The organism is Methylobacterium terrae (genome assembly GCF_003173755.1).
Lineage (GTDB): Bacteria > Pseudomonadota > Alphaproteobacteria > Rhizobiales > Beijerinckiaceae > Methylobacterium > Methylobacterium terrae.
On record NZ_CP029553.1, the window covers coordinates 2,913,023 to 2,926,414 of the forward strand.

Sequence of the window (13,392 nt, forward strand, 5' to 3'; positions counted from 1 at the left end):
CGATCATTCCGCTGCCATGGGGGCGGGAGGGGCGACATCGAAGCGGCCAGCCTCGCGACCCCAGGCCTCCCAGCCAGGCCGGGTCTGGCGCGAGAAGAGATCTGCACGGCGAGCGGGCCCGAACAGCGTCTCGGCCATCGCGTAGGCCTCGTCGGGCTTGCGCGAGTGCTCGCGGCGCGGCGCCTCGAGCACGTTGCGGATGCTGCGAGAGCAGGTACGTGGCCTCCCGTGCTTGCCGAGCAGGAACGCCTCCGCGTTCCCGCGCAGCACGTAGCCCGGGCCCATGGCGAGCTTGCCCGAGGCCCCCCGCTTCACCCAGGGACCGCCCGTGACGTAGGCGAATCCCCAGCACTTCATGACGTGCAGGGCATCAGGAAGCATCGGATAGGTGGCCCAGAGCCACAGCCACGCGTCGCCGCGCGCAAGATGGCTGACCGGGAGGGCCCCGATCTCCGCCGTCGGCATGCAGGCGTACTGCGCCTTGGCGTTCTTCGTGTTCCCGCCCTCGGACCAGTTATCGAAGGACCACGGCGGATCCGCCATGATGACGTCGAATGAAAGAGGCGGCAGAGCGCCGAACGGCCACGTCATGCCGCCGCCCTCCGCCGCCGCGCCCACATCGCCTCGGGCAGGAGCATGATGGAGCGGTCGAGTATTCGCGTGCCGGTCTCTGTCCCGTCGACGTGCCAGGACCGAGCGATGAACTGGTGGCGCTCGCCGTAGTCGAGGGCGTCGGCGTAGGTGCCGCAGAACAGAGGGCGGCCTTCCTGAAGGAGGATCCAGGTCATGCCGCACCTCGCTTCAACAGATAGGGATGAACCGGTGGTGTGAGATCAGGCGCCCATTGCTGGCTCGCCCACCACCACCCGGCGCCGGCATCAGCGGCATCAAGGCTCGGTGGATTCCATCCGAGCGCCCGGCAGGTGTCGCGCGCCAGCGGTTTCGCGACCTTGCCCGGCAAATTGCCGTTGCCGAGGAAGGCCGCCCGCACGGTCGAGACGGCGACACGGCGCACCATGACGCGACGCGCCCGCGCGAAGCCGGTGATGCAGGCCCACAGGCATTTCGTGACGAGCTCTGATTCCGCGTTCTTCTCGCCGGTCTTGCCGGTGAAGATCGGTGCCTCGACCACCAGGCGTAGGTCTCCGGCCTCGACCGCCTCGCGCTCGACATAGAGGCGATCGGCGATCCAGCCGACCGCCCGTCCCCAGGTGTCCTCCCAGTCGTCGTCCTCGCGGCGGAGGCGCGCGTCGTAGAGCCGGGGCGTCTGCCCGGGGCGGCCCTCGGCGACGCCGGTGTTGCCGGCGACGTCGAGGAACAGGATGATGCCGGTGTAGGCCACGCGCGCAGCCTCAGTTCAGCTTCGAGATGCCGGCGGTGATCCGGTTCGCGTTCTCGGTCGACACGGCGTCGAGGGCCGAGCCGCGATCCTTGCGCTCCTTCTCCCGGCGCTTCTGCGCGGGCGAACGCACGTCCTCCTCGCCGTCGGCCGGCAGGGCGGCCTGACCGAGCGGCGTGTCGGCGAGGTCGCCGAGCGCGTGCCGGATCTGGTCGTAGGAATCCTGCTCCTCGCCCTCCAGGGACTCGCGCAGGTCCTCGAGCTTGCGCGTGAGGGTGCGGGTCTTGATGACCGCCTTCAGCGCACGCCTCGGCAGGCCCCAGGCCTTCTTGGCCTCGTCGTAGACCGCCTTCGTCTCCTCGGCCAAGCCGGAGCACACGCGCATGTACTCCATGTGCGCGGCGTCCTTCTTCGCCGCGATGGCCTCAATGCGGGCGACCGCCTCCTTCGTCCGCTCCGGGTTCGGGCCGTTGCCCTGCTGTGCCGCTGCCATCGTCGAACTCCTGCTACTCGGGTTGCGAAGGGTGGACATCGCTCGACAGCAGCGGCTCGGCCGCGGCGTCGGCGTGACGGGTGAGCATGCTGAAGGCCGCTTCAGGCCCGACGTTGTCCCGAACGAAGGCGGCACAGCTTGCGACCACGGCCTCTGCGACGACGCCGGCCTCGGTCATGCCGTGCCGGCGGCTGAACTCGCCGAGCTCGGCCAGCATCTGCTGCCGGGTGACGTCGAAGAGGGCGACCGGGTCGGACATGGTCGGTCAGGTCTCCGCCTTGGCTGCGGGCCGGTCCTCGCCGGCAGCGTCCAGCAGCAGCCGGCCGAGCCACCGAGCGACATCGCGCTCGACGATCTCGTCGACGGCGCCGGCAGGCCCGGACATGGCGAGCATGACCCTGTCGCCCCACGGGACGATCGTGATGCGGGCCGCGCCGACGGCCGACAGGATGGTGATGCCGGCAGCGTCCGGGCGAACGCCGAAGATCACATCGTCAGCCACGGCTCACCGCCTCCGCCGATCGGCGGCTTCCGGACGCCGCTCGCGGGTCCAGAGCCGCGGCAGCCACTCGCGCGCCGGCCTGTCGCCGATCATGCGCTCCTCGGCGAGCCGGCGGCGCCTGGCGCTCCACCAGCGCATCACCGCCCTCGCCAGCCTCATGACGCATCTCCTGCAGCGCTGCGGTCAGCGCCTCTTCGTGGTCGGCGGCGGCCTCGACCTTGGCGCAGAGCCGGTCGTAGGCGGCCGAGATGTTGAGCCAGTCGCGCATCTCGACGACGGCATCGGCGCGCCGCCCGATGAGCTTGCGCACCCAGTTCGGCGACCGGTCGATCTGGCCGGCCACGGTGTCGTAGGCCGCCATGCGCGAGCCGGAGCGCCAGTGCGCCTCGCGGAAGAGGGCGTGCACGAGGGGCAGCGCCTGGGATTGGGCGTCAGCGTTCGTGAACATTGTCCGTCGCGTGGAGATCTTTGCCCGCACGGTGGGAGTCCTTTCCTGCAAGTTCCCTTGCGACAGAAGGAGCCCAGACATGAAGGAGGTTGATCGGAAGACGCACGAGTACGCAGGCGTGATCGGCAGCTTGCAGGCGACGACGATCACGCGAGAGGGGAGACCGCCGACGCCGGCCCGAGTGGGTGCGATGAGCGTCGGCGGCCCTCGCCCGCGGCCTGAGGGGGGCTGCCGCGGTGAGGGGGAGAGAGAGGGTCATGGCTCAGCGCCCCGCATGCGCGGCGATCGCGCGAGCGGCCTCGGCCGGCGAGACAGCGAAGAGCTCGGCGATGTCGTCCAGCGTCAGGCCGGCCGAGTGCACGGCGGCCACGGTCGGGCTGTCGACGCAGAGCGGGCCGACCGAGCGAACCCGGTCACGCATCCGGCGGATGGCGGTCGAGATGCCAGCGGCAGCGGCGGACGGCGTGAAAGTCGGAGCCGGCCGCAGAAGCTCAAGCTCCCGGCGCGCACGCGCTGCGATGCGGTCCATCGTCTCCCGGTGGGGCAGGCGGCACGCCTCCGAGATGTCGCGCTGCACGAAGCCGGGCCGGCGCCGGAGGGTGCGGGCAACGCGCTGGTGGTCGAGGCCGTAACGGGCCGCGATGCGGCCGAAGCTGTCCCCGGCTTCGTACTCCGCCGCGAACTGGTCCGACAGCGGGTCGGGCTGGCCCGGCTTGAGGGGGGCGGGGCGTCTCATCGCGCCGCCTCCGACAGGATCCGCACCGGCCCGTTGACCGGGCTCGGCTGCGAGGCGCGGCGGAAGGTGTTGCCGGCGACCATCAGCACCAGGACCACCCAGGAGCCGAGAACCAGGAGCGAGCAGCTGCGCATCTCAGGCCTCCTGCGGCGAGAGGCGGATGCGGTCGCCGTCGGCGGTCAGGCGCTCACCGGGGGCGAGGGGGCGGTCGAGGCGTGCGTCCGGGCGGCGATCTTCTCGCGCGCGCCGCCCGGTGCCGCTACCATCGGAGGGGCCAACCAAACCGATGGAAGACGAATCATGGCTGGACTCGCCGACGAATTCAGCGTCGACATTCCCTGTCCGCAGTGCGGGGCAGAGATCAAGCAAAGCCTCCGAGAATTGCAAGGTGAGCCGCAACTCACCTGTCCGTCCTGCGGGGTCGCGATCAAGGTCAAATTTGATCCCCAATCGGACAGCCCGGTCGACGGCCTCGACGAACTCGATCGGATTTTCCGAGACTTCGGCAAGTCGTGAGATCTCGGCGGCGAGCGTCGTCAGTTTGGCGCGCTCGCCTGCGGGAAGGCCGTGGATCGCGAGATTGCAGGTGCCGCGGTCAACAGCCCGATTTTCGGGAGATGATGCCTCGCGTGTCATGCGATCACCTCAAGTATAACCGCATATACCCCAAAGGATAAAGCAAAGCAGGCGAGCCGATGTCTGATGTTATGGCCGATAATTGCTGCGCAGTTCACTATCTTCCGCGTGACGATGGCGGGGGTGAACGCGATGCGCCCGAGCGACTTCGACGACATCATTGCGGAGCAGGCCGCGCAGCAGCAGGTTTTGCTGATGGCGCTGAGGCGGATCGCTGCGCTGTCGAGAGCGGCAGGGCACGACCCGGCGAAGATAGCCGTGTGGTGGAAGCAGGACGGCCACGACGCGATGGACGAGGCGACCTTCCTCGTAGCGCCCGGGCACGAAGGCGTTGTGCGCACGAAGGCGAAGGCGCGGCTCGACGAGATCATCGAGATTGGCCTTCGGTAACGAACTCGGGCGAGCCGTGCGGGCTGTGGCAGCGCAAAGGCTTGGCGCGCTCATGCGCCTCAGTGTCCGGATGCTCGGCGACAGCAGGCATCGGCGCGTCAGACAAAAAATCGTTGGGCGTCACTTGACCGCCCGTTTCGCGCGAAATGCGCTCAAGCACGTCCCACTCAGGCCGGCGCTCGCCGGACTTGTAGCGCCACAAGGTCTGTCTCGTGACGCCGATCCTCCCGGCGAAGGTGCTGTCGCCAATCTGGGCGTCGGAGAGATAGTCGGCGAGCTTCATGGCCTGCATCATGTCACCAAAACGGTGACGGAGCAAGCCGTCTGTCACCGTTTTGGATGCTGGCGCGGTCGCCATCGTGGCGACATACCTTTTGGTGTGACAGAGAAGTTTCCAAACGGGCTCGCGGAAGCCATGGCGCAATCCAACCTCGGCCCGACCGAGCTAGGACGTAGGATAGGCGTCACCAAACAGGATATCTCGCGATGGGCTAAGGGTGAGCGGAAACTGCCACCTGCGGCAGCAGCTGATCTTGCTCCACATTTAAATACCACTGCAGCGGCTCTTCTCTTGCTACCCGAAGAGCCCGCGGTAGCCCGGACCGTCCCGGTAGTCTCATGGGTGAGCGCAGGTAGACTGCGCGCCAGCCACCCAGTCTTCGAAAGCGACATACTACGGTATATCGACGTCACCGACTTGCCTGCCGGGGATTGGCTTGCGTTAGAAGTTGATGGCGACAGCATGGATCGAATTGCCCCACCAGGATCGACCATTGTACTAAATAGACGTGAGAGCGACCTTGTTGACGGTCGCTACTACGTCTTTGGCAATGAGCAGGGAGAGGCGACGTTTAAGAGATACAGAAGCAATCCTGATAGATTGCAACCGTTCTCCACCAACCCGGATCACGAAACCCATTATCTTCAGGGGGAGATGATGACAGTGGGAAGAGTGAGAAGGGTAATAACAAACATATAATCTAATTCGGGGGTTCGAAGTGCGCATAACGAAGATCGTCATCCTAGGCGGCATGCTCGCTCTAGGAGCTTGTAACTCTGCTCGACAGCCGGAAGAGCCTAAAGTTTACGGTCGGGTGGACTGCAAAAGAGCGGCCGACCATCCCGAACTTGATATCGAGATGGAGCAGGCAAAGGCCGTATGCCTTCCCCGCGCTGAAGCTGCTGCTGTGGCCGGCACTACAGCTATTCCGGTTGGGCGCGGCATTGGCGGTGCTATCGCTTCAGGCATCGAGCGCGGCATGGCGCAGCGCCAGATAGGCGAGGCGACCACAATTTCATGCATGGCCGAGCGAGGCTATCTCTTCAAAACCCGGTCCGAACATCTACAGATGTGCGAGATTATGCAGCAGGATAAGGCTGCCAAGGCGCGCGCTGTAAGGCGTCGGTCCGCTTGAGCGAATTTCGATAGTCCGATCCGTTCTTCGACTGGGTGCTACAACGCTTCAAGCCCCGCCGGTTAGCGGGGCTTTTTATTTTGTCGTGCGTCAGAGTGTTGCCAAAACACCACCGCAAGGCGCGTCCGCATAACGGAAGGTTGCGCCTAGCCAGCGTCCGTCACCTTTTCGGTGACCTTCACTTGACGCGTCACCATAACGGTGACAGGTTGTCCCCATCGCCACCCCGCGATGGACCCCGCCGATGCTCACCGAAGCTCAAGACCGCGACCTCGCCCGCTACCTCGACCTGCACGCCGGCCTGAACCGCCCGCTGCCGCACCTCGAGATCGCCGACCGCCGCGCCCAGCGTGACCGCCACGAGCAGATCGCTACCGCCTATGCCGCGCAGGTGCGGGAGGCCATTCCCACGGTCAGCGACGAGCTTCTCGACGACTGGCGCCGCGCCGCTGAGAGCTACGGCGCACGGGTCATCGTCGGCGACCTACCGGGCGACGAACTCGCCCGGCTCTGCGACGAGGAACTGGCGGGGCGGCGAGTAAGCATCCCTCACATCGACGCTGACGCCGTCAGCCGCGCCATCCTGACCGACCGGGCTGATCGGATCGCCGCGAACGCCGCCGCCGCGGTCGGCGCCGTCGCGGGCATCGTCGCCCTCGGCGCCGCGGCGCAGGTCGTCGCTCTCTTCGTCGGGAGCATCCTCTGATGCGCCCCAGCCTGCTCCCCACCGGCCACAGCTCGCACGTCTCCCGCCGCATCATCGGCGGCGACCACGCCATGCCGCCCCTGCGCGCCGAGGATGTGCTGCCGCGGCCGGCGAATGACCGGACCGGCGTCGTCTACGGGCTGATCGCCATCGCCGGCTTGATCGCCGGGTTCATCCTGCTCGGAGTCGGGGCGTTCATGATCGGGCGGGGGCTGTGATGGACCGCTTCACCCCCAAGCCCGACGAGGCCAAGCGCCCGCGCCCCAAGGCGGCCGTCGGCGGCGGATTCGTCGTCATGCGCCGCGGCGACAGCAGCAACCGGCTGTTCGGCCACCCGCGCCCCTACGAGCACCCCTCGCTCGAGGTGGCCCAGGCCGAGGCCGCGCGCCTCGCTGCCAAGCACAACCGCGACTTCTGCGTCTTCCAGCAGGTCGCAGTCGCTCCCGCGCCGGCCGTGCCGGCTTCCAGCACCGATGAGGTCGCGTGATGGGCGCCCCCTCCACTAAGAACGAGGCTCGCGCCTGCCGCGTCGAGGACATCTTCGACATCACGGACAGCCCGCCGGCCGACGTGCTCGACAGCCTGAACGCCTACTTCGGCGCGTTTGCCGCACCGATCCGGCGCGATGGTGCCCAGTACTGCCTCTCCTGCGACGCGCGCCTAGGCGGCGTGGCTGCGGCGCTCGGCTTCGGCGCCGCCTACCAGTGGGGCCTCGCGCATGGTGAGGCGACCTGCACCGGCTGCGGCTGGCCCGCTCGCGGCATGCACAGCGTCAAGGGCGCCGACGGGACCGAGATCCTGTCGCTCCGCAACTTCTTCCTCGCCTACCATCCCGATCAAGTCGTTCGGCGCGACGACGCCTCTGCTGAGGAGGTCGCGTGATGGGCGCCCCCTTCCGCTCTGGCGCTGTCGAGGCACACACGCCTCGCGCCCAGCAGATGATGGCCCGCAACCGGGTCGCCGCCGCCGAGCGTCGCTTCGGCGAGACGGTCCTCAAGCTCAACGCCGGGCACGTGAAGCTCGCGTCTGATCGGCCGACCGTCTTCGCGCTTCGCGACGCGCTGGCCGAGCGCCGCGCTGCACTCGAAGCCCTCGACTAGCTCTACTTTGATCAGCTCGGCGCCGCCGACATGTGGGAGGCCTCGCGCCGCCCTGGCCTGCCGACGCCGCTCGACGAAGACGACCTGGCGACCGCCGCGCACGAGCGCCTGGAGCTGAACTACGCCGCGGCGATCGAGGCGGCCGAGCCGCCCGGCGAGCCGACCTTCCGCGATGACGTCCGCGCGACCTACGTCGCCGGCGCCGGCTACCGCTGAGGGGCGCCCGTGCTGGTCACCCGCACCTCCAGGCTCTCCGGCATCAAGCGCACGCTCGACCTGCCGATCACCGACGAGCAGGTCGCCGCCTTCAAGCGCGGCGCCCTCATCCAGCACGCCTTCCCCGACCTTCCCGCCGACAAGCGCGAGTTCATCCTGACCGGCATCACGCCGGAGGAGTGGAGCGCGACCTTTTCGGACCAGCCCGAGGACGCCGCATGACGCTCCACATCCTCGCCCCGCGCCCGTCGGCCCAGGTCTTCGACTTTCGCACCGGCCGCCCGATCCACCCCGATTCCGCCGCGGCCTTCGCCCGATTCGACCGGCAGCGCAGCGCGCACGCCGATCGGCTGGCCGCCATGGTCGTCGAGGCCGACAACGTCCTGCTCGCGGTCGCCGCCGACCTGCTAAAGGCCGAGCAGATGGCCGACGCCACTGACGCTGAGTCCTGCGGGATCCGGCGGGCGATCATCCGGCGAGCCGGCGAGGCGATCGTGCGGTTCCGGCAGCCGCAGCTGCTGGCGGCGGCTCAGGTCGGGAGCGCGTCATGAGCCGCACCGACCGCCAGGCTGCGACCGCGGCCGTCCTGATGGCCCTCGGCGCTCCGGCGCCGTTCTGGCCGCTCACCACCTCCGGCCGCCAGATCTGCGACGCGCAGGGCCGGCCATTCCTGTTCGCGATTCCGTCCGACGACCGCGACGCGGTGGAGCTGGCTCGGGTCGTGTCGCGCCTCCTGAATGAGGCCTGCGGCGTGCCCGAGGCCGGCGTTGCTGCCCCGCTCGACCCGGATCACCTCGACGCGGTGCGCGAGGAGACGGAGCGGGCAGGCCGGCAGATGGGGCGGCGGGTTGGGGGTGGGCGGTGATCGCGCTCGACGACACCGGCACCGCACCGGCCACCCCCGAAAAGCCAGCCTACGGCTCCCCCTGTAACAACTGCGGCCAGTGTTGCCGCAGCGAGCTATGCCCCCTCGGGAACGAGTTGTTCGGCACCTGGGCCGGCCCGTGCCCGGCGCACGAGCGCACCGCGGACGGATTCGGCTGTGGCCTTGTCCTGAACCCGCAGCGGTACAGGCCGGCCCGGGCCATGGCGCGCGGCCGCACGGCGCTGTCGCAGGCGGCAGTCCTGCTGATCGGCTCGGGCGCCGGTTGCGACGCGCTCGGTGAGGGCGAGCGGCCCGACCCGGCCGAGACCGCACGGTTCAAGACGGTAATGGCCGCGATGGGGCCGCGGGAGATCCGGCGGGCGAAGATCGCTTGGGGAGTGGGTGGGCGATGAGCGTCGAGCGCATCCCCTTCACCACCCGCGAGGCGTGGCTGGCGGCCCGCCGCCAGGACGTAACGGCCAGCGCTGCCGCGGCGCTCCTCGGCGCGCACCCCTTCCAGAGCGCCTACGCTCTCTGGGCCGAGAAGACCGGCCACGTCAGCGATGAGGCCGACGACACCGGACCGCTGCGCCGCGGGCGGTTGCTCGAGCCGGTCGCCGTGCAGCTGCTCCTCGAGGAACGGCCGGCCTGGGGGGTGCAGCCGAACCGCGACTACTTCCGCGACCCGGCTGCCCGGCTCGGCGCCACGCCCGACACGATCGTGCTGTGCCCGGAGCGGGGAATCGGGACCGTCCAGATCAAGAGCGTCGAGCGGTCGATCTTCGCCACCAAGTGGCGCGACCCGGACACTCGCGAGGTCGAGGTCCCGCTGGGCTACGCGATCCAGGCCATCGTCGAGGCGCACCTGCTCGGCGCGTCCTGGGCCGCGGTCGGCGCGCTTGTCGTCAGCCACGACATCGAGCTCGCGATCGTGGACGTGCCCGTGCATGCCGGCGTCGTCGCCCGCATCCGCGACGCGGTGGCCGATTTCTGGGCCATGGTCGAGAGCGGCGGCCGGCCCGATCCGGACTGGCGCCGCGACGCTGCGTTGGCCGCCCGGCTCCACGGTGACGACGGCTCGGCGCTCGACCTCTCCGCCGACAACGCCCTGCCGGCGCTCCTCGACGAGCGGGCCGACCTCAAGGCGCGCATCAAGGACGACGAGGGGCGCGTCGCCGAGATCGATTCCGAGATCCGCGCGAAGGTCGGCCTGGCCGCCCTCGCCACCGTTCCCGGCTGGAAGATCAGCCTGCGCGCCGTCGAGACCAAGGCCTACCAGGTCGCCGCGCGCGTCACCCGCCCCATCCGCATCACCCGCCTGAAGCAGAAGGATGCCGCCGCATGAGCACGGCCGTCGCGGAGCGTTCCGCCAACCCGCTCGTCGTCATGAACGAGCAGATCCAGAGTCGCGAGGAGCAGTTCAAGGCCGCGCTGCCGGCCCACATCCCCGTCGAGAGGTTCAAACGCATCCTACTCACTGCGGTGCAGAACAACCCCGACCTCATGAAGCTGGAGCGGCGCTCCTTCTTCAACGCGGCGATGCGGGCGGCCCAGGACGGTCTCCTGCCCGACGGGCGCGAATCCGCGATCGTCGAGTTCAAGGGCCGCGCGCAGTTCATGCCGATGATCGCCGGCATCCGGAAGAAGGTCCGGAACTCGGGCGAGATCGCGACCTGGGAAGCGCACGTCGTCTTCGAGAACGACGAGTTCGTCTACGAGCTCGGCGATGCGCCAGTGCTGCGCCATAAGCCGGCGCTCCGCGGCCGCGGCAAGCCGATCGCTGCCTACTCCATCGCGGTCCTCAAGACGGGTGAGATCACCCGCGAGGTCATGAGCATCGAGGAGATCGAGAAGGTGCGAGGCGCCAGCCGGGCGCGCAACGCCGGCCCATGGATGCAGTGGTGGGAGGAGATGGCGCGCAAGACGGTCGCGCGCCGGCACTCAAAGGTGCTGCCGATGTCGACCGATCTCGACGACCTGATGCGCCGGGACGACGACCTGTACGACTTCAAGGGCGCGCAGGAGAGCGGCGCGGCGGAGCAGCAGCGACCCCGGCTCGCCTCGATGCTCGACCAGATTGCGCAGCGATCGGCCGAGCCCGAAGCGCCCGCCGCTGAGACCGCCGAGGAGCCCGTCGACGGCGATGTGGTCGAGGAGGCTGTCGCCGAGGAGCAGGACACCGACCCGGCCGACGAAGAGGCGCTGCCCGAGGACGACTTCCCCGGCAACAACTCTATCGAGCCGACGCGCCGCGGTCGCGGGCGCTCGGGCGGGGAGGGCTGACCTCCCATGCTCAGCTCCACCACCCCGATCGAAGCCTTCCGCGCCTCCCGCGCCCGGCACCTCGCCACCAGGGCCTCTGCCCGTGCCGTCGTCAGCACGCCGCGCGGCCCGATGCCGGACGTACTGGTGGTCGAGGCCGCCGGCTACGAGACGGCGCGCGAACACCCGACCGCGGTGGTGGTGGATCGCGAGCGCCGGTGCCTGCGCCGGAATCGCCTGCGGCTCGACATGCGGAGTGAGCAGGGCTTCCGACTCGTCGAGTTCATCCTGATCCACCGCGACCAGGACACGGTGAGCCGGGCCAAGGCGATCAAGGTGGCCCGCGCAGGCCTGCCGAAGGCATCGCAGCGACACACCAGCCACCTCGTCGCGCAGGCCAACCGGGCGTTCGCCCCGCTCGGCCTGCGCGTCGAGAGCATCTGGGGCGGGAGCCTCCGCCTCGTCGTCGTCGAGAGGAGCGAGGCATGACCCCCGGCATGAACGCGCGCGCGTTCGACTATCCCAGCCTGGCGCTCGCCGCCCGGGCCGCGGCGCGCGACGCCGAGGATCGGCGCCAGCAGGCGGCCGAGATCCTGGACCTCGTCGGCGGCGAGCACGTCGGTACCCGGCGCGAGGCCTCTCGGCTGCTCGCCCACGCCGCGGCCCAGCACCTCGACCTGCGCCGCCTGGAGCACCTGGCCGCGCTGCACGAGCAGCATCCGGTCCTCGCCGACGCCATCGCCGCACTCGAGGCAGGCGGGCGGGTGATCGTCGCCCCGCCGATGCGGGTGCGGCCGGTGTCGGGCCCGCCCGGGCCGACGCGGTCGAAGCTCCTGAATCGGTGGCTGGTGGTGGTCGGCTGGCTGCGGCCGGAGGCTGTCGAAGTGCCGGTGTTCGCGCGGAGGTCGGCATGACCCTCCATGCCCCCAAGGCTACCGGCTGGGCCCTGATCCGCTGCTCCTGCGGTTGCGGCACGGCGCATCTGCTCCTGATGGATCGGACCGGCGCCGGCCTGGCGCTGATGCAGGTCACCGCGGAATCGCTGCGCCGGATCGCCGACGCGGTGGAGGAGAGCACGCCGGAGCGGCCTGCGCTGGCGGCGATGCAGCCGGTGGGGAGGGCGTGATGACCACGATCCGCCTCTACCCCGACACGAGCGACGAGGTGCCGCCCGGTCGGGAATGGCTCGCGCGCATCGAGCGCGGCACCACCGCCACCGTTGTGTGGGGGTTGAGCAAGGCCGAGGCGCGGGAGAGGGCCGAGCGGGCGGTAACTGAGGAGGCTCGGCTGGCGAAGGCGCGCGGGGCGCGGGTGTCGGCATGATCTTCAGCGCCCGCACCCAAGCCCTCGCCGAGGCCCAGAACTGGCGCTGCGCCTACTGCAGTTTCGTCATGCTCGCCCCGTGGGCGGGCAACGGCGAGCTCCGGGCCGTGATCGGCCGCGGGCAGTCCGGCACACATCGCCGGAAAGCGCGCATCATGCGAACCATCTCCTGCGACCACGTCGAGCCGCGATCGGCACACGGCACGGACGCGCTCGACAACCTCGTGGCCGCCTGCTGCTGGTGCAACCAGTTCCGCGGTGACCGGCCGGCCGCCGAGGCGTTCAACCGCATCCAGCGCCTGATCCGGCGTGGCACCCACCCGCATCAAGTCTGGGAGAGGACCGGTCGTTTCCCCAGCTACGTCGCGATGCGGCAGGTGGGCCAGCTGCGCCAGGCGCCGCGGGAGGTCGCATGACCCTCCGCACCCAGATCCTCCACGACCCGTATCTCGTCGGCAACGGCGAGTGGTGCCCGTCCTGCTGCCCGGACGGCGCGCCGGCCAAGGTCTTCGTCACCCGCAAGCCGAAGTTTCGGCGGGGCTGCAACCGCTGCCAGGGCCATGGGCGCATCGCCTGGTCCGCCGAGGAAATCGTCGCCCGGACCGTCGCTGAGGCGCGGGCCCATCGCAGGAGGAATCCATGATTCTCGGATGGCTCAAGCGCCGCCGCGAGGAGCGGGCGCGCCGGGAGGCGATCGAAGCCCGGCGCCGCGAGTACGAGCGGCGGGCATACGGGGCGCGGGACGCGACCGCGTCGCTGCCCGGGTATTCCTTCGACACCCTGAGCCCGCTGCACCCGGCATCGCCGCTCTACGGCGGCCACGCGGCGCCCGACACGTCGGTAGGCCACGGCCACGACGGCGGGTCCTGCTCCTCGGGCGGCAGCTCGTCCTCGTCCAGCGATGGCGGGTCGTCGGGAGGTGGCTGTGATTGAGGGGATGAAGAGCTTCCCGGCCCCGACC

Annotated in this window: 33 protein-coding genes; 22 read left to right on the top strand and 11 right to left on the bottom strand. The window is 69.6% G+C overall.

The annotated features are described in order from the left end of the window. Positions 1 to 3 precede the first annotated feature (3 nt). The 10 genes from DK419_RS13315 to DK419_RS28580 all read right to left on the bottom strand — a co-directional run bounded on the left by DK419_RS13315 (position 4) and on the right by DK419_RS28580 (position 4,154). The gene (locus DK419_RS13315) at positions 4 to 591 is read right to left on the bottom strand and encodes an MT-A70 family methyltransferase (protein WP_109962290.1); all 588 of its coding nucleotides are present in this window, start codon (positions 589 to 591) and stop codon (positions 4 to 6) included. Continuing rightward, complete coding sequence (locus DK419_RS13320) at positions 588 to 788, bottom strand: hypothetical protein (protein WP_109959506.1); 201 nt, start codon at positions 786 to 788, stop codon at positions 588 to 590. The genes DK419_RS13315 and DK419_RS13320 overlap by 4 nt, the downstream gene beginning before the upstream one ends. Next, the gene (locus DK419_RS13325) at positions 785 to 1,342 is read right to left on the bottom strand and encodes a hypothetical protein (RefSeq protein WP_109959507.1); all 558 of its coding nucleotides are present in this window, start codon (positions 1,340 to 1,342) and stop codon (positions 785 to 787) included. The genes DK419_RS13320 and DK419_RS13325 overlap by 4 nt, the downstream gene beginning before the upstream one ends. Positions 1,343 to 1,352: 10 nt before the next feature. Beyond that, a complete protein-coding gene (locus tag DK419_RS13330) occupies positions 1,353 to 1,832 on the bottom strand; it encodes a hypothetical protein (RefSeq protein ID WP_109959508.1) in 480 nt (159 codons plus the stop codon). Positions 1,833 to 1,845: 13 nt separating this feature from the next. After that, positions 1,846 to 2,091 (bottom strand): hypothetical protein, encoded by a 246-nt coding sequence (locus tag DK419_RS13335; protein WP_109959509.1) that lies wholly within the window; start codon positions 2,089 to 2,091, stop codon positions 1,846 to 1,848. Between the two features lie 6 nt (positions 2,092 to 2,097). Further along, the gene (locus tag DK419_RS13340) at positions 2,098 to 2,334 is read right to left on the bottom strand and encodes a hypothetical protein (RefSeq protein ID WP_109959510.1); all 237 of its coding nucleotides are present in this window, start codon (positions 2,332 to 2,334) and stop codon (positions 2,098 to 2,100) included. Then, positions 2,327 to 2,782: a hypothetical protein gene (locus tag DK419_RS13345; RefSeq protein WP_109959511.1), complete on the bottom strand. Its 456-nt coding sequence runs from the start codon at positions 2,780 to 2,782 to the stop codon at positions 2,327 to 2,329. The genes DK419_RS13340 and DK419_RS13345 overlap by 8 nt, the downstream gene beginning before the upstream one ends. A 262-nt stretch (positions 2,783 to 3,044) precedes the next feature. Beyond that, positions 3,045 to 3,518: a hypothetical protein gene (locus tag DK419_RS13350; protein ID WP_109959512.1), complete on the bottom strand. Its 474-nt coding sequence runs from the start codon at positions 3,516 to 3,518 to the stop codon at positions 3,045 to 3,047. Continuing rightward, positions 3,515 to 3,652 (bottom strand): hypothetical protein, encoded by a 138-nt coding sequence (locus DK419_RS28575; RefSeq protein WP_162561214.1) that lies wholly within the window; start codon positions 3,650 to 3,652, stop codon positions 3,515 to 3,517. The genes DK419_RS13350 and DK419_RS28575 overlap by 4 nt, the downstream gene beginning before the upstream one ends. Before the next feature lies 1 nt (position 3,653). Continuing rightward, positions 3,654 to 4,154, bottom strand: coding sequence for a hypothetical protein (locus tag DK419_RS28580; RefSeq protein WP_162561215.1), 501 nt, complete (start codon positions 4,152 to 4,154; stop codon positions 3,654 to 3,656). A gap of 66 nt (positions 4,155 to 4,220) precedes the next feature. Between DK419_RS28580 and DK419_RS13355 the strand changes: the two genes are divergently transcribed. Beyond that, on the top strand, positions 4,221 to 4,544 hold the full coding sequence (locus DK419_RS13355; RefSeq protein ID WP_109959513.1) for a hypothetical protein: 324 nt from the start codon (positions 4,221 to 4,223) through the stop codon (positions 4,542 to 4,544). Here DK419_RS13355 and DK419_RS29470 read toward each other — a convergent pair. Beyond that, positions 4,522 to 4,827: a helix-turn-helix domain-containing protein gene (locus DK419_RS29470; RefSeq protein ID WP_245442946.1), complete on the bottom strand. Its 306-nt coding sequence runs from the start codon at positions 4,825 to 4,827 to the stop codon at positions 4,522 to 4,524. The two genes, DK419_RS13355 and DK419_RS29470, sit on opposite strands and share 23 nt — an antisense overlap. Before the next feature lie 96 nt (positions 4,828 to 4,923). On the opposite strand from DK419_RS29470, the gene DK419_RS13365 reads away from it, so the two are divergent. The 21 genes from DK419_RS13365 (at position 4,924) to DK419_RS13450 (ending at position 13,364) form a co-directional block, all read left to right on the top strand. Continuing rightward, on the top strand, positions 4,924 to 5,523 hold the full coding sequence (locus DK419_RS13365) for a LexA family transcriptional regulator (RefSeq protein WP_162561216.1): 600 nt from the start codon (positions 4,924 to 4,926) through the stop codon (positions 5,521 to 5,523). A gap of 19 nt (positions 5,524 to 5,542) precedes the next feature. Beyond that, the gene (locus tag DK419_RS28585; RefSeq protein WP_162561217.1) at positions 5,543 to 5,959 is read left to right on the top strand and encodes a hypothetical protein; all 417 of its coding nucleotides are present in this window, start codon (positions 5,543 to 5,545) and stop codon (positions 5,957 to 5,959) included. A 244-nt stretch (positions 5,960 to 6,203) separates the two neighbouring features. Continuing rightward, the gene (locus DK419_RS13370) at positions 6,204 to 6,665 is read left to right on the top strand and encodes a hypothetical protein (protein ID WP_109959515.1); all 462 of its coding nucleotides are present in this window, start codon (positions 6,204 to 6,206) and stop codon (positions 6,663 to 6,665) included. After that, positions 6,665 to 6,883 (top strand): hypothetical protein, encoded by a 219-nt coding sequence (locus DK419_RS13375; protein ID WP_109959516.1) that lies wholly within the window; start codon positions 6,665 to 6,667, stop codon positions 6,881 to 6,883. The genes DK419_RS13370 and DK419_RS13375 overlap by 1 nt, the downstream gene beginning before the upstream one ends. Continuing rightward, on the top strand, positions 6,883 to 7,152 hold the full coding sequence (locus DK419_RS13380; protein ID WP_109959517.1) for a hypothetical protein: 270 nt from the start codon (positions 6,883 to 6,885) through the stop codon (positions 7,150 to 7,152). The genes DK419_RS13375 and DK419_RS13380 overlap by 1 nt, the downstream gene beginning before the upstream one ends. Continuing rightward, the gene (locus DK419_RS13385) at positions 7,152 to 7,547 is read left to right on the top strand and encodes a hypothetical protein (RefSeq protein WP_109959518.1); all 396 of its coding nucleotides are present in this window, start codon (positions 7,152 to 7,154) and stop codon (positions 7,545 to 7,547) included. The genes DK419_RS13380 and DK419_RS13385 overlap by 1 nt, the downstream gene beginning before the upstream one ends. After that, complete coding sequence (locus DK419_RS28590) at positions 7,547 to 7,765, top strand: hypothetical protein (RefSeq protein ID WP_162561218.1); 219 nt, start codon at positions 7,547 to 7,549, stop codon at positions 7,763 to 7,765. The genes DK419_RS13385 and DK419_RS28590 overlap by 1 nt, the downstream gene beginning before the upstream one ends. Before the next feature lie 30 nt (positions 7,766 to 7,795). Beyond that, entirely contained in the window at positions 7,796 to 7,981 is a 186-nt protein-coding gene (locus DK419_RS13390; protein ID WP_109959519.1) for a hypothetical protein, read from the top strand. Positions 7,982 to 7,990: 9 nt separating this feature from the next. Further along, positions 7,991 to 8,203: a hypothetical protein gene (locus tag DK419_RS13395; RefSeq protein ID WP_109959520.1), complete on the top strand. Its 213-nt coding sequence runs from the start codon at positions 7,991 to 7,993 to the stop codon at positions 8,201 to 8,203. Further along, a complete protein-coding gene (locus DK419_RS13400) occupies positions 8,200 to 8,532 on the top strand; it encodes a hypothetical protein (RefSeq protein ID WP_109959521.1) in 333 nt (110 codons plus the stop codon). Before DK419_RS13395 ends, DK419_RS13400 begins: the two co-directional genes overlap by 4 nt. Next, a complete protein-coding gene (locus DK419_RS13405; RefSeq protein WP_109959522.1) occupies positions 8,529 to 8,846 on the top strand; it encodes a hypothetical protein in 318 nt (105 codons plus the stop codon). Before DK419_RS13400 ends, DK419_RS13405 begins: the two co-directional genes overlap by 4 nt. Beyond that, on the top strand, positions 8,843 to 9,259 hold the full coding sequence (locus DK419_RS13410) for a hypothetical protein (RefSeq protein ID WP_162561219.1): 417 nt from the start codon (positions 8,843 to 8,845) through the stop codon (positions 9,257 to 9,259). Before DK419_RS13405 ends, DK419_RS13410 begins: the two co-directional genes overlap by 4 nt. After that, positions 9,256 to 10,191 (top strand): YqaJ viral recombinase family protein, encoded by a 936-nt coding sequence (locus DK419_RS13415; protein ID WP_109959524.1) that lies wholly within the window; start codon positions 9,256 to 9,258, stop codon positions 10,189 to 10,191. Before DK419_RS13410 ends, DK419_RS13415 begins: the two co-directional genes overlap by 4 nt. Beyond that, a complete protein-coding gene (locus DK419_RS13420; protein WP_245442947.1) occupies positions 10,188 to 11,129 on the top strand; it encodes a recombinase RecT in 942 nt (313 codons plus the stop codon). Before DK419_RS13415 ends, DK419_RS13420 begins: the two co-directional genes overlap by 4 nt. Positions 11,130 to 11,135: 6 nt before the next feature. Beyond that, a complete protein-coding gene (locus DK419_RS13425; RefSeq protein WP_109959525.1) occupies positions 11,136 to 11,597 on the top strand; it encodes a hypothetical protein in 462 nt (153 codons plus the stop codon). Next, positions 11,594 to 12,022 (top strand): hypothetical protein, encoded by a 429-nt coding sequence (locus DK419_RS13430; RefSeq protein WP_109959526.1) that lies wholly within the window; start codon positions 11,594 to 11,596, stop codon positions 12,020 to 12,022. The genes DK419_RS13425 and DK419_RS13430 overlap by 4 nt, the downstream gene beginning before the upstream one ends. Next, positions 12,019 to 12,234, top strand: coding sequence for a hypothetical protein (locus DK419_RS13435; RefSeq protein WP_109959527.1), 216 nt, complete (start codon positions 12,019 to 12,021; stop codon positions 12,232 to 12,234). Before DK419_RS13430 ends, DK419_RS13435 begins: the two co-directional genes overlap by 4 nt. Continuing rightward, the gene (locus DK419_RS13440; protein WP_109959528.1) at positions 12,234 to 12,431 is read left to right on the top strand and encodes a hypothetical protein; all 198 of its coding nucleotides are present in this window, start codon (positions 12,234 to 12,236) and stop codon (positions 12,429 to 12,431) included. Before DK419_RS13435 ends, DK419_RS13440 begins: the two co-directional genes overlap by 1 nt. Next, positions 12,428 to 12,847: an HNH endonuclease signature motif containing protein gene (locus DK419_RS13445; RefSeq protein WP_109959529.1), complete on the top strand. Its 420-nt coding sequence runs from the start codon at positions 12,428 to 12,430 to the stop codon at positions 12,845 to 12,847. The genes DK419_RS13440 and DK419_RS13445 overlap by 4 nt, the downstream gene beginning before the upstream one ends. Continuing rightward, a complete protein-coding gene (locus DK419_RS28595; RefSeq protein WP_162561220.1) occupies positions 12,844 to 13,074 on the top strand; it encodes a hypothetical protein in 231 nt (76 codons plus the stop codon). Before DK419_RS13445 ends, DK419_RS28595 begins: the two co-directional genes overlap by 4 nt. Further along, positions 13,071 to 13,364 carry a hypothetical protein gene (locus DK419_RS13450; protein WP_162561221.1) on the top strand — a complete coding sequence of 98 codons (294 nt, stop codon included), beginning with the start codon at positions 13,071 to 13,073 and terminating at the stop codon, positions 13,362 to 13,364. Before DK419_RS28595 ends, DK419_RS13450 begins: the two co-directional genes overlap by 4 nt. The last annotated feature ends 28 nt before the right edge of the window (positions 13,365 to 13,392 follow it).

Excerpts from the sequence above, each read along its gene's own strand:
- DK419_RS13330 (WP_109959508.1), bottom strand. The coding sequence starts at position 1,832 with ATGGCAGCGGCACAGCAGGGCAACGGCCCGAACCCGGAGCGGACGAAG.
- DK419_RS13355 (WP_109959513.1), top strand. The coding sequence starts at position 4,221 with ATGTTATGGCCGATAATTGCTGCGCAGTTCACTATCTTCCGCGTGACG.
- DK419_RS13375 (WP_109959516.1), top strand. The coding sequence starts at position 6,665 with ATGCGCCCCAGCCTGCTCCCCACCGGCCACAGCTCGCACGTCTCCCGC.
- DK419_RS13405 (WP_109959522.1), top strand. The coding sequence starts at position 8,529 with ATGAGCCGCACCGACCGCCAGGCTGCGACCGCGGCCGTCCTGATGGCC.
- DK419_RS13435 (WP_109959527.1), top strand. The coding sequence starts at position 12,019 with ATGACCCTCCATGCCCCCAAGGCTACCGGCTGGGCCCTGATCCGCTGC.
- DK419_RS13390 (WP_109959519.1), top strand. The coding sequence starts at position 7,796 with ATGTGGGAGGCCTCGCGCCGCCCTGGCCTGCCGACGCCGCTCGACGAA.
- DK419_RS13370 (WP_109959515.1), top strand. The coding sequence starts at position 6,204 with ATGCTCACCGAAGCTCAAGACCGCGACCTCGCCCGCTACCTCGACCTG.
- DK419_RS13320 (WP_109959506.1), bottom strand. The coding sequence starts at position 788 with ATGACCTGGATCCTCCTTCAGGAAGGCCGCCCTCTGTTCTGCGGCACC.
- DK419_RS13440 (WP_109959528.1), top strand. The coding sequence starts at position 12,234 with ATGACCACGATCCGCCTCTACCCCGACACGAGCGACGAGGTGCCGCCC.
- DK419_RS13400 (WP_109959521.1), top strand. The coding sequence starts at position 8,200 with ATGACGCTCCACATCCTCGCCCCGCGCCCGTCGGCCCAGGTCTTCGAC.
- DK419_RS28575 (WP_162561214.1), bottom strand. The coding sequence starts at position 3,652 with ATGCGCAGCTGCTCGCTCCTGGTTCTCGGCTCCTGGGTGGTCCTGGTG.
- DK419_RS13380 (WP_109959517.1), top strand. The coding sequence starts at position 6,883 with ATGGACCGCTTCACCCCCAAGCCCGACGAGGCCAAGCGCCCGCGCCCC.
- DK419_RS29470 (WP_245442946.1), bottom strand. The coding sequence starts at position 4,827 with ATGAAGCTCGCCGACTATCTCTCCGACGCCCAGATTGGCGACAGCACC.
- DK419_RS28595 (WP_162561220.1), top strand. The coding sequence starts at position 12,844 with ATGACCCTCCGCACCCAGATCCTCCACGACCCGTATCTCGTCGGCAAC.
- DK419_RS13385 (WP_109959518.1), top strand. The coding sequence starts at position 7,152 with ATGGGCGCCCCCTCCACTAAGAACGAGGCTCGCGCCTGCCGCGTCGAG.
- DK419_RS13350 (WP_109959512.1), bottom strand. The coding sequence starts at position 3,518 with ATGAGACGCCCCGCCCCCCTCAAGCCGGGCCAGCCCGACCCGCTGTCG.
- DK419_RS13315 (WP_109962290.1), bottom strand. The coding sequence starts at position 591 with ATGACGTGGCCGTTCGGCGCTCTGCCGCCTCTTTCATTCGACGTCATC.
- DK419_RS13345 (WP_109959511.1), bottom strand. The coding sequence starts at position 2,782 with ATGTTCACGAACGCTGACGCCCAATCCCAGGCGCTGCCCCTCGTGCAC.
- DK419_RS13445 (WP_109959529.1), top strand. The coding sequence starts at position 12,428 with ATGATCTTCAGCGCCCGCACCCAAGCCCTCGCCGAGGCCCAGAACTGG.
- DK419_RS13335 (WP_109959509.1), bottom strand. The coding sequence starts at position 2,091 with ATGTCCGACCCGGTCGCCCTCTTCGACGTCACCCGGCAGCAGATGCTG.
- DK419_RS13425 (WP_109959525.1), top strand. The coding sequence starts at position 11,136 with ATGCTCAGCTCCACCACCCCGATCGAAGCCTTCCGCGCCTCCCGCGCC.
- DK419_RS28590 (WP_162561218.1), top strand. The coding sequence starts at position 7,547 with ATGGGCGCCCCCTTCCGCTCTGGCGCTGTCGAGGCACACACGCCTCGC.
- DK419_RS28580 (WP_162561215.1), bottom strand. The coding sequence starts at position 4,154 with ATGACACGCGAGGCATCATCTCCCGAAAATCGGGCTGTTGACCGCGGC.
- DK419_RS13430 (WP_109959526.1), top strand. The coding sequence starts at position 11,594 with ATGACCCCCGGCATGAACGCGCGCGCGTTCGACTATCCCAGCCTGGCG.
- DK419_RS13450 (WP_162561221.1), top strand. The coding sequence starts at position 13,071 with ATGATTCTCGGATGGCTCAAGCGCCGCCGCGAGGAGCGGGCGCGCCGG.
- DK419_RS13420 (WP_245442947.1), top strand. The coding sequence starts at position 10,188 with ATGAGCACGGCCGTCGCGGAGCGTTCCGCCAACCCGCTCGTCGTCATG.
- DK419_RS13415 (WP_109959524.1), top strand. The coding sequence starts at position 9,256 with ATGAGCGTCGAGCGCATCCCCTTCACCACCCGCGAGGCGTGGCTGGCG.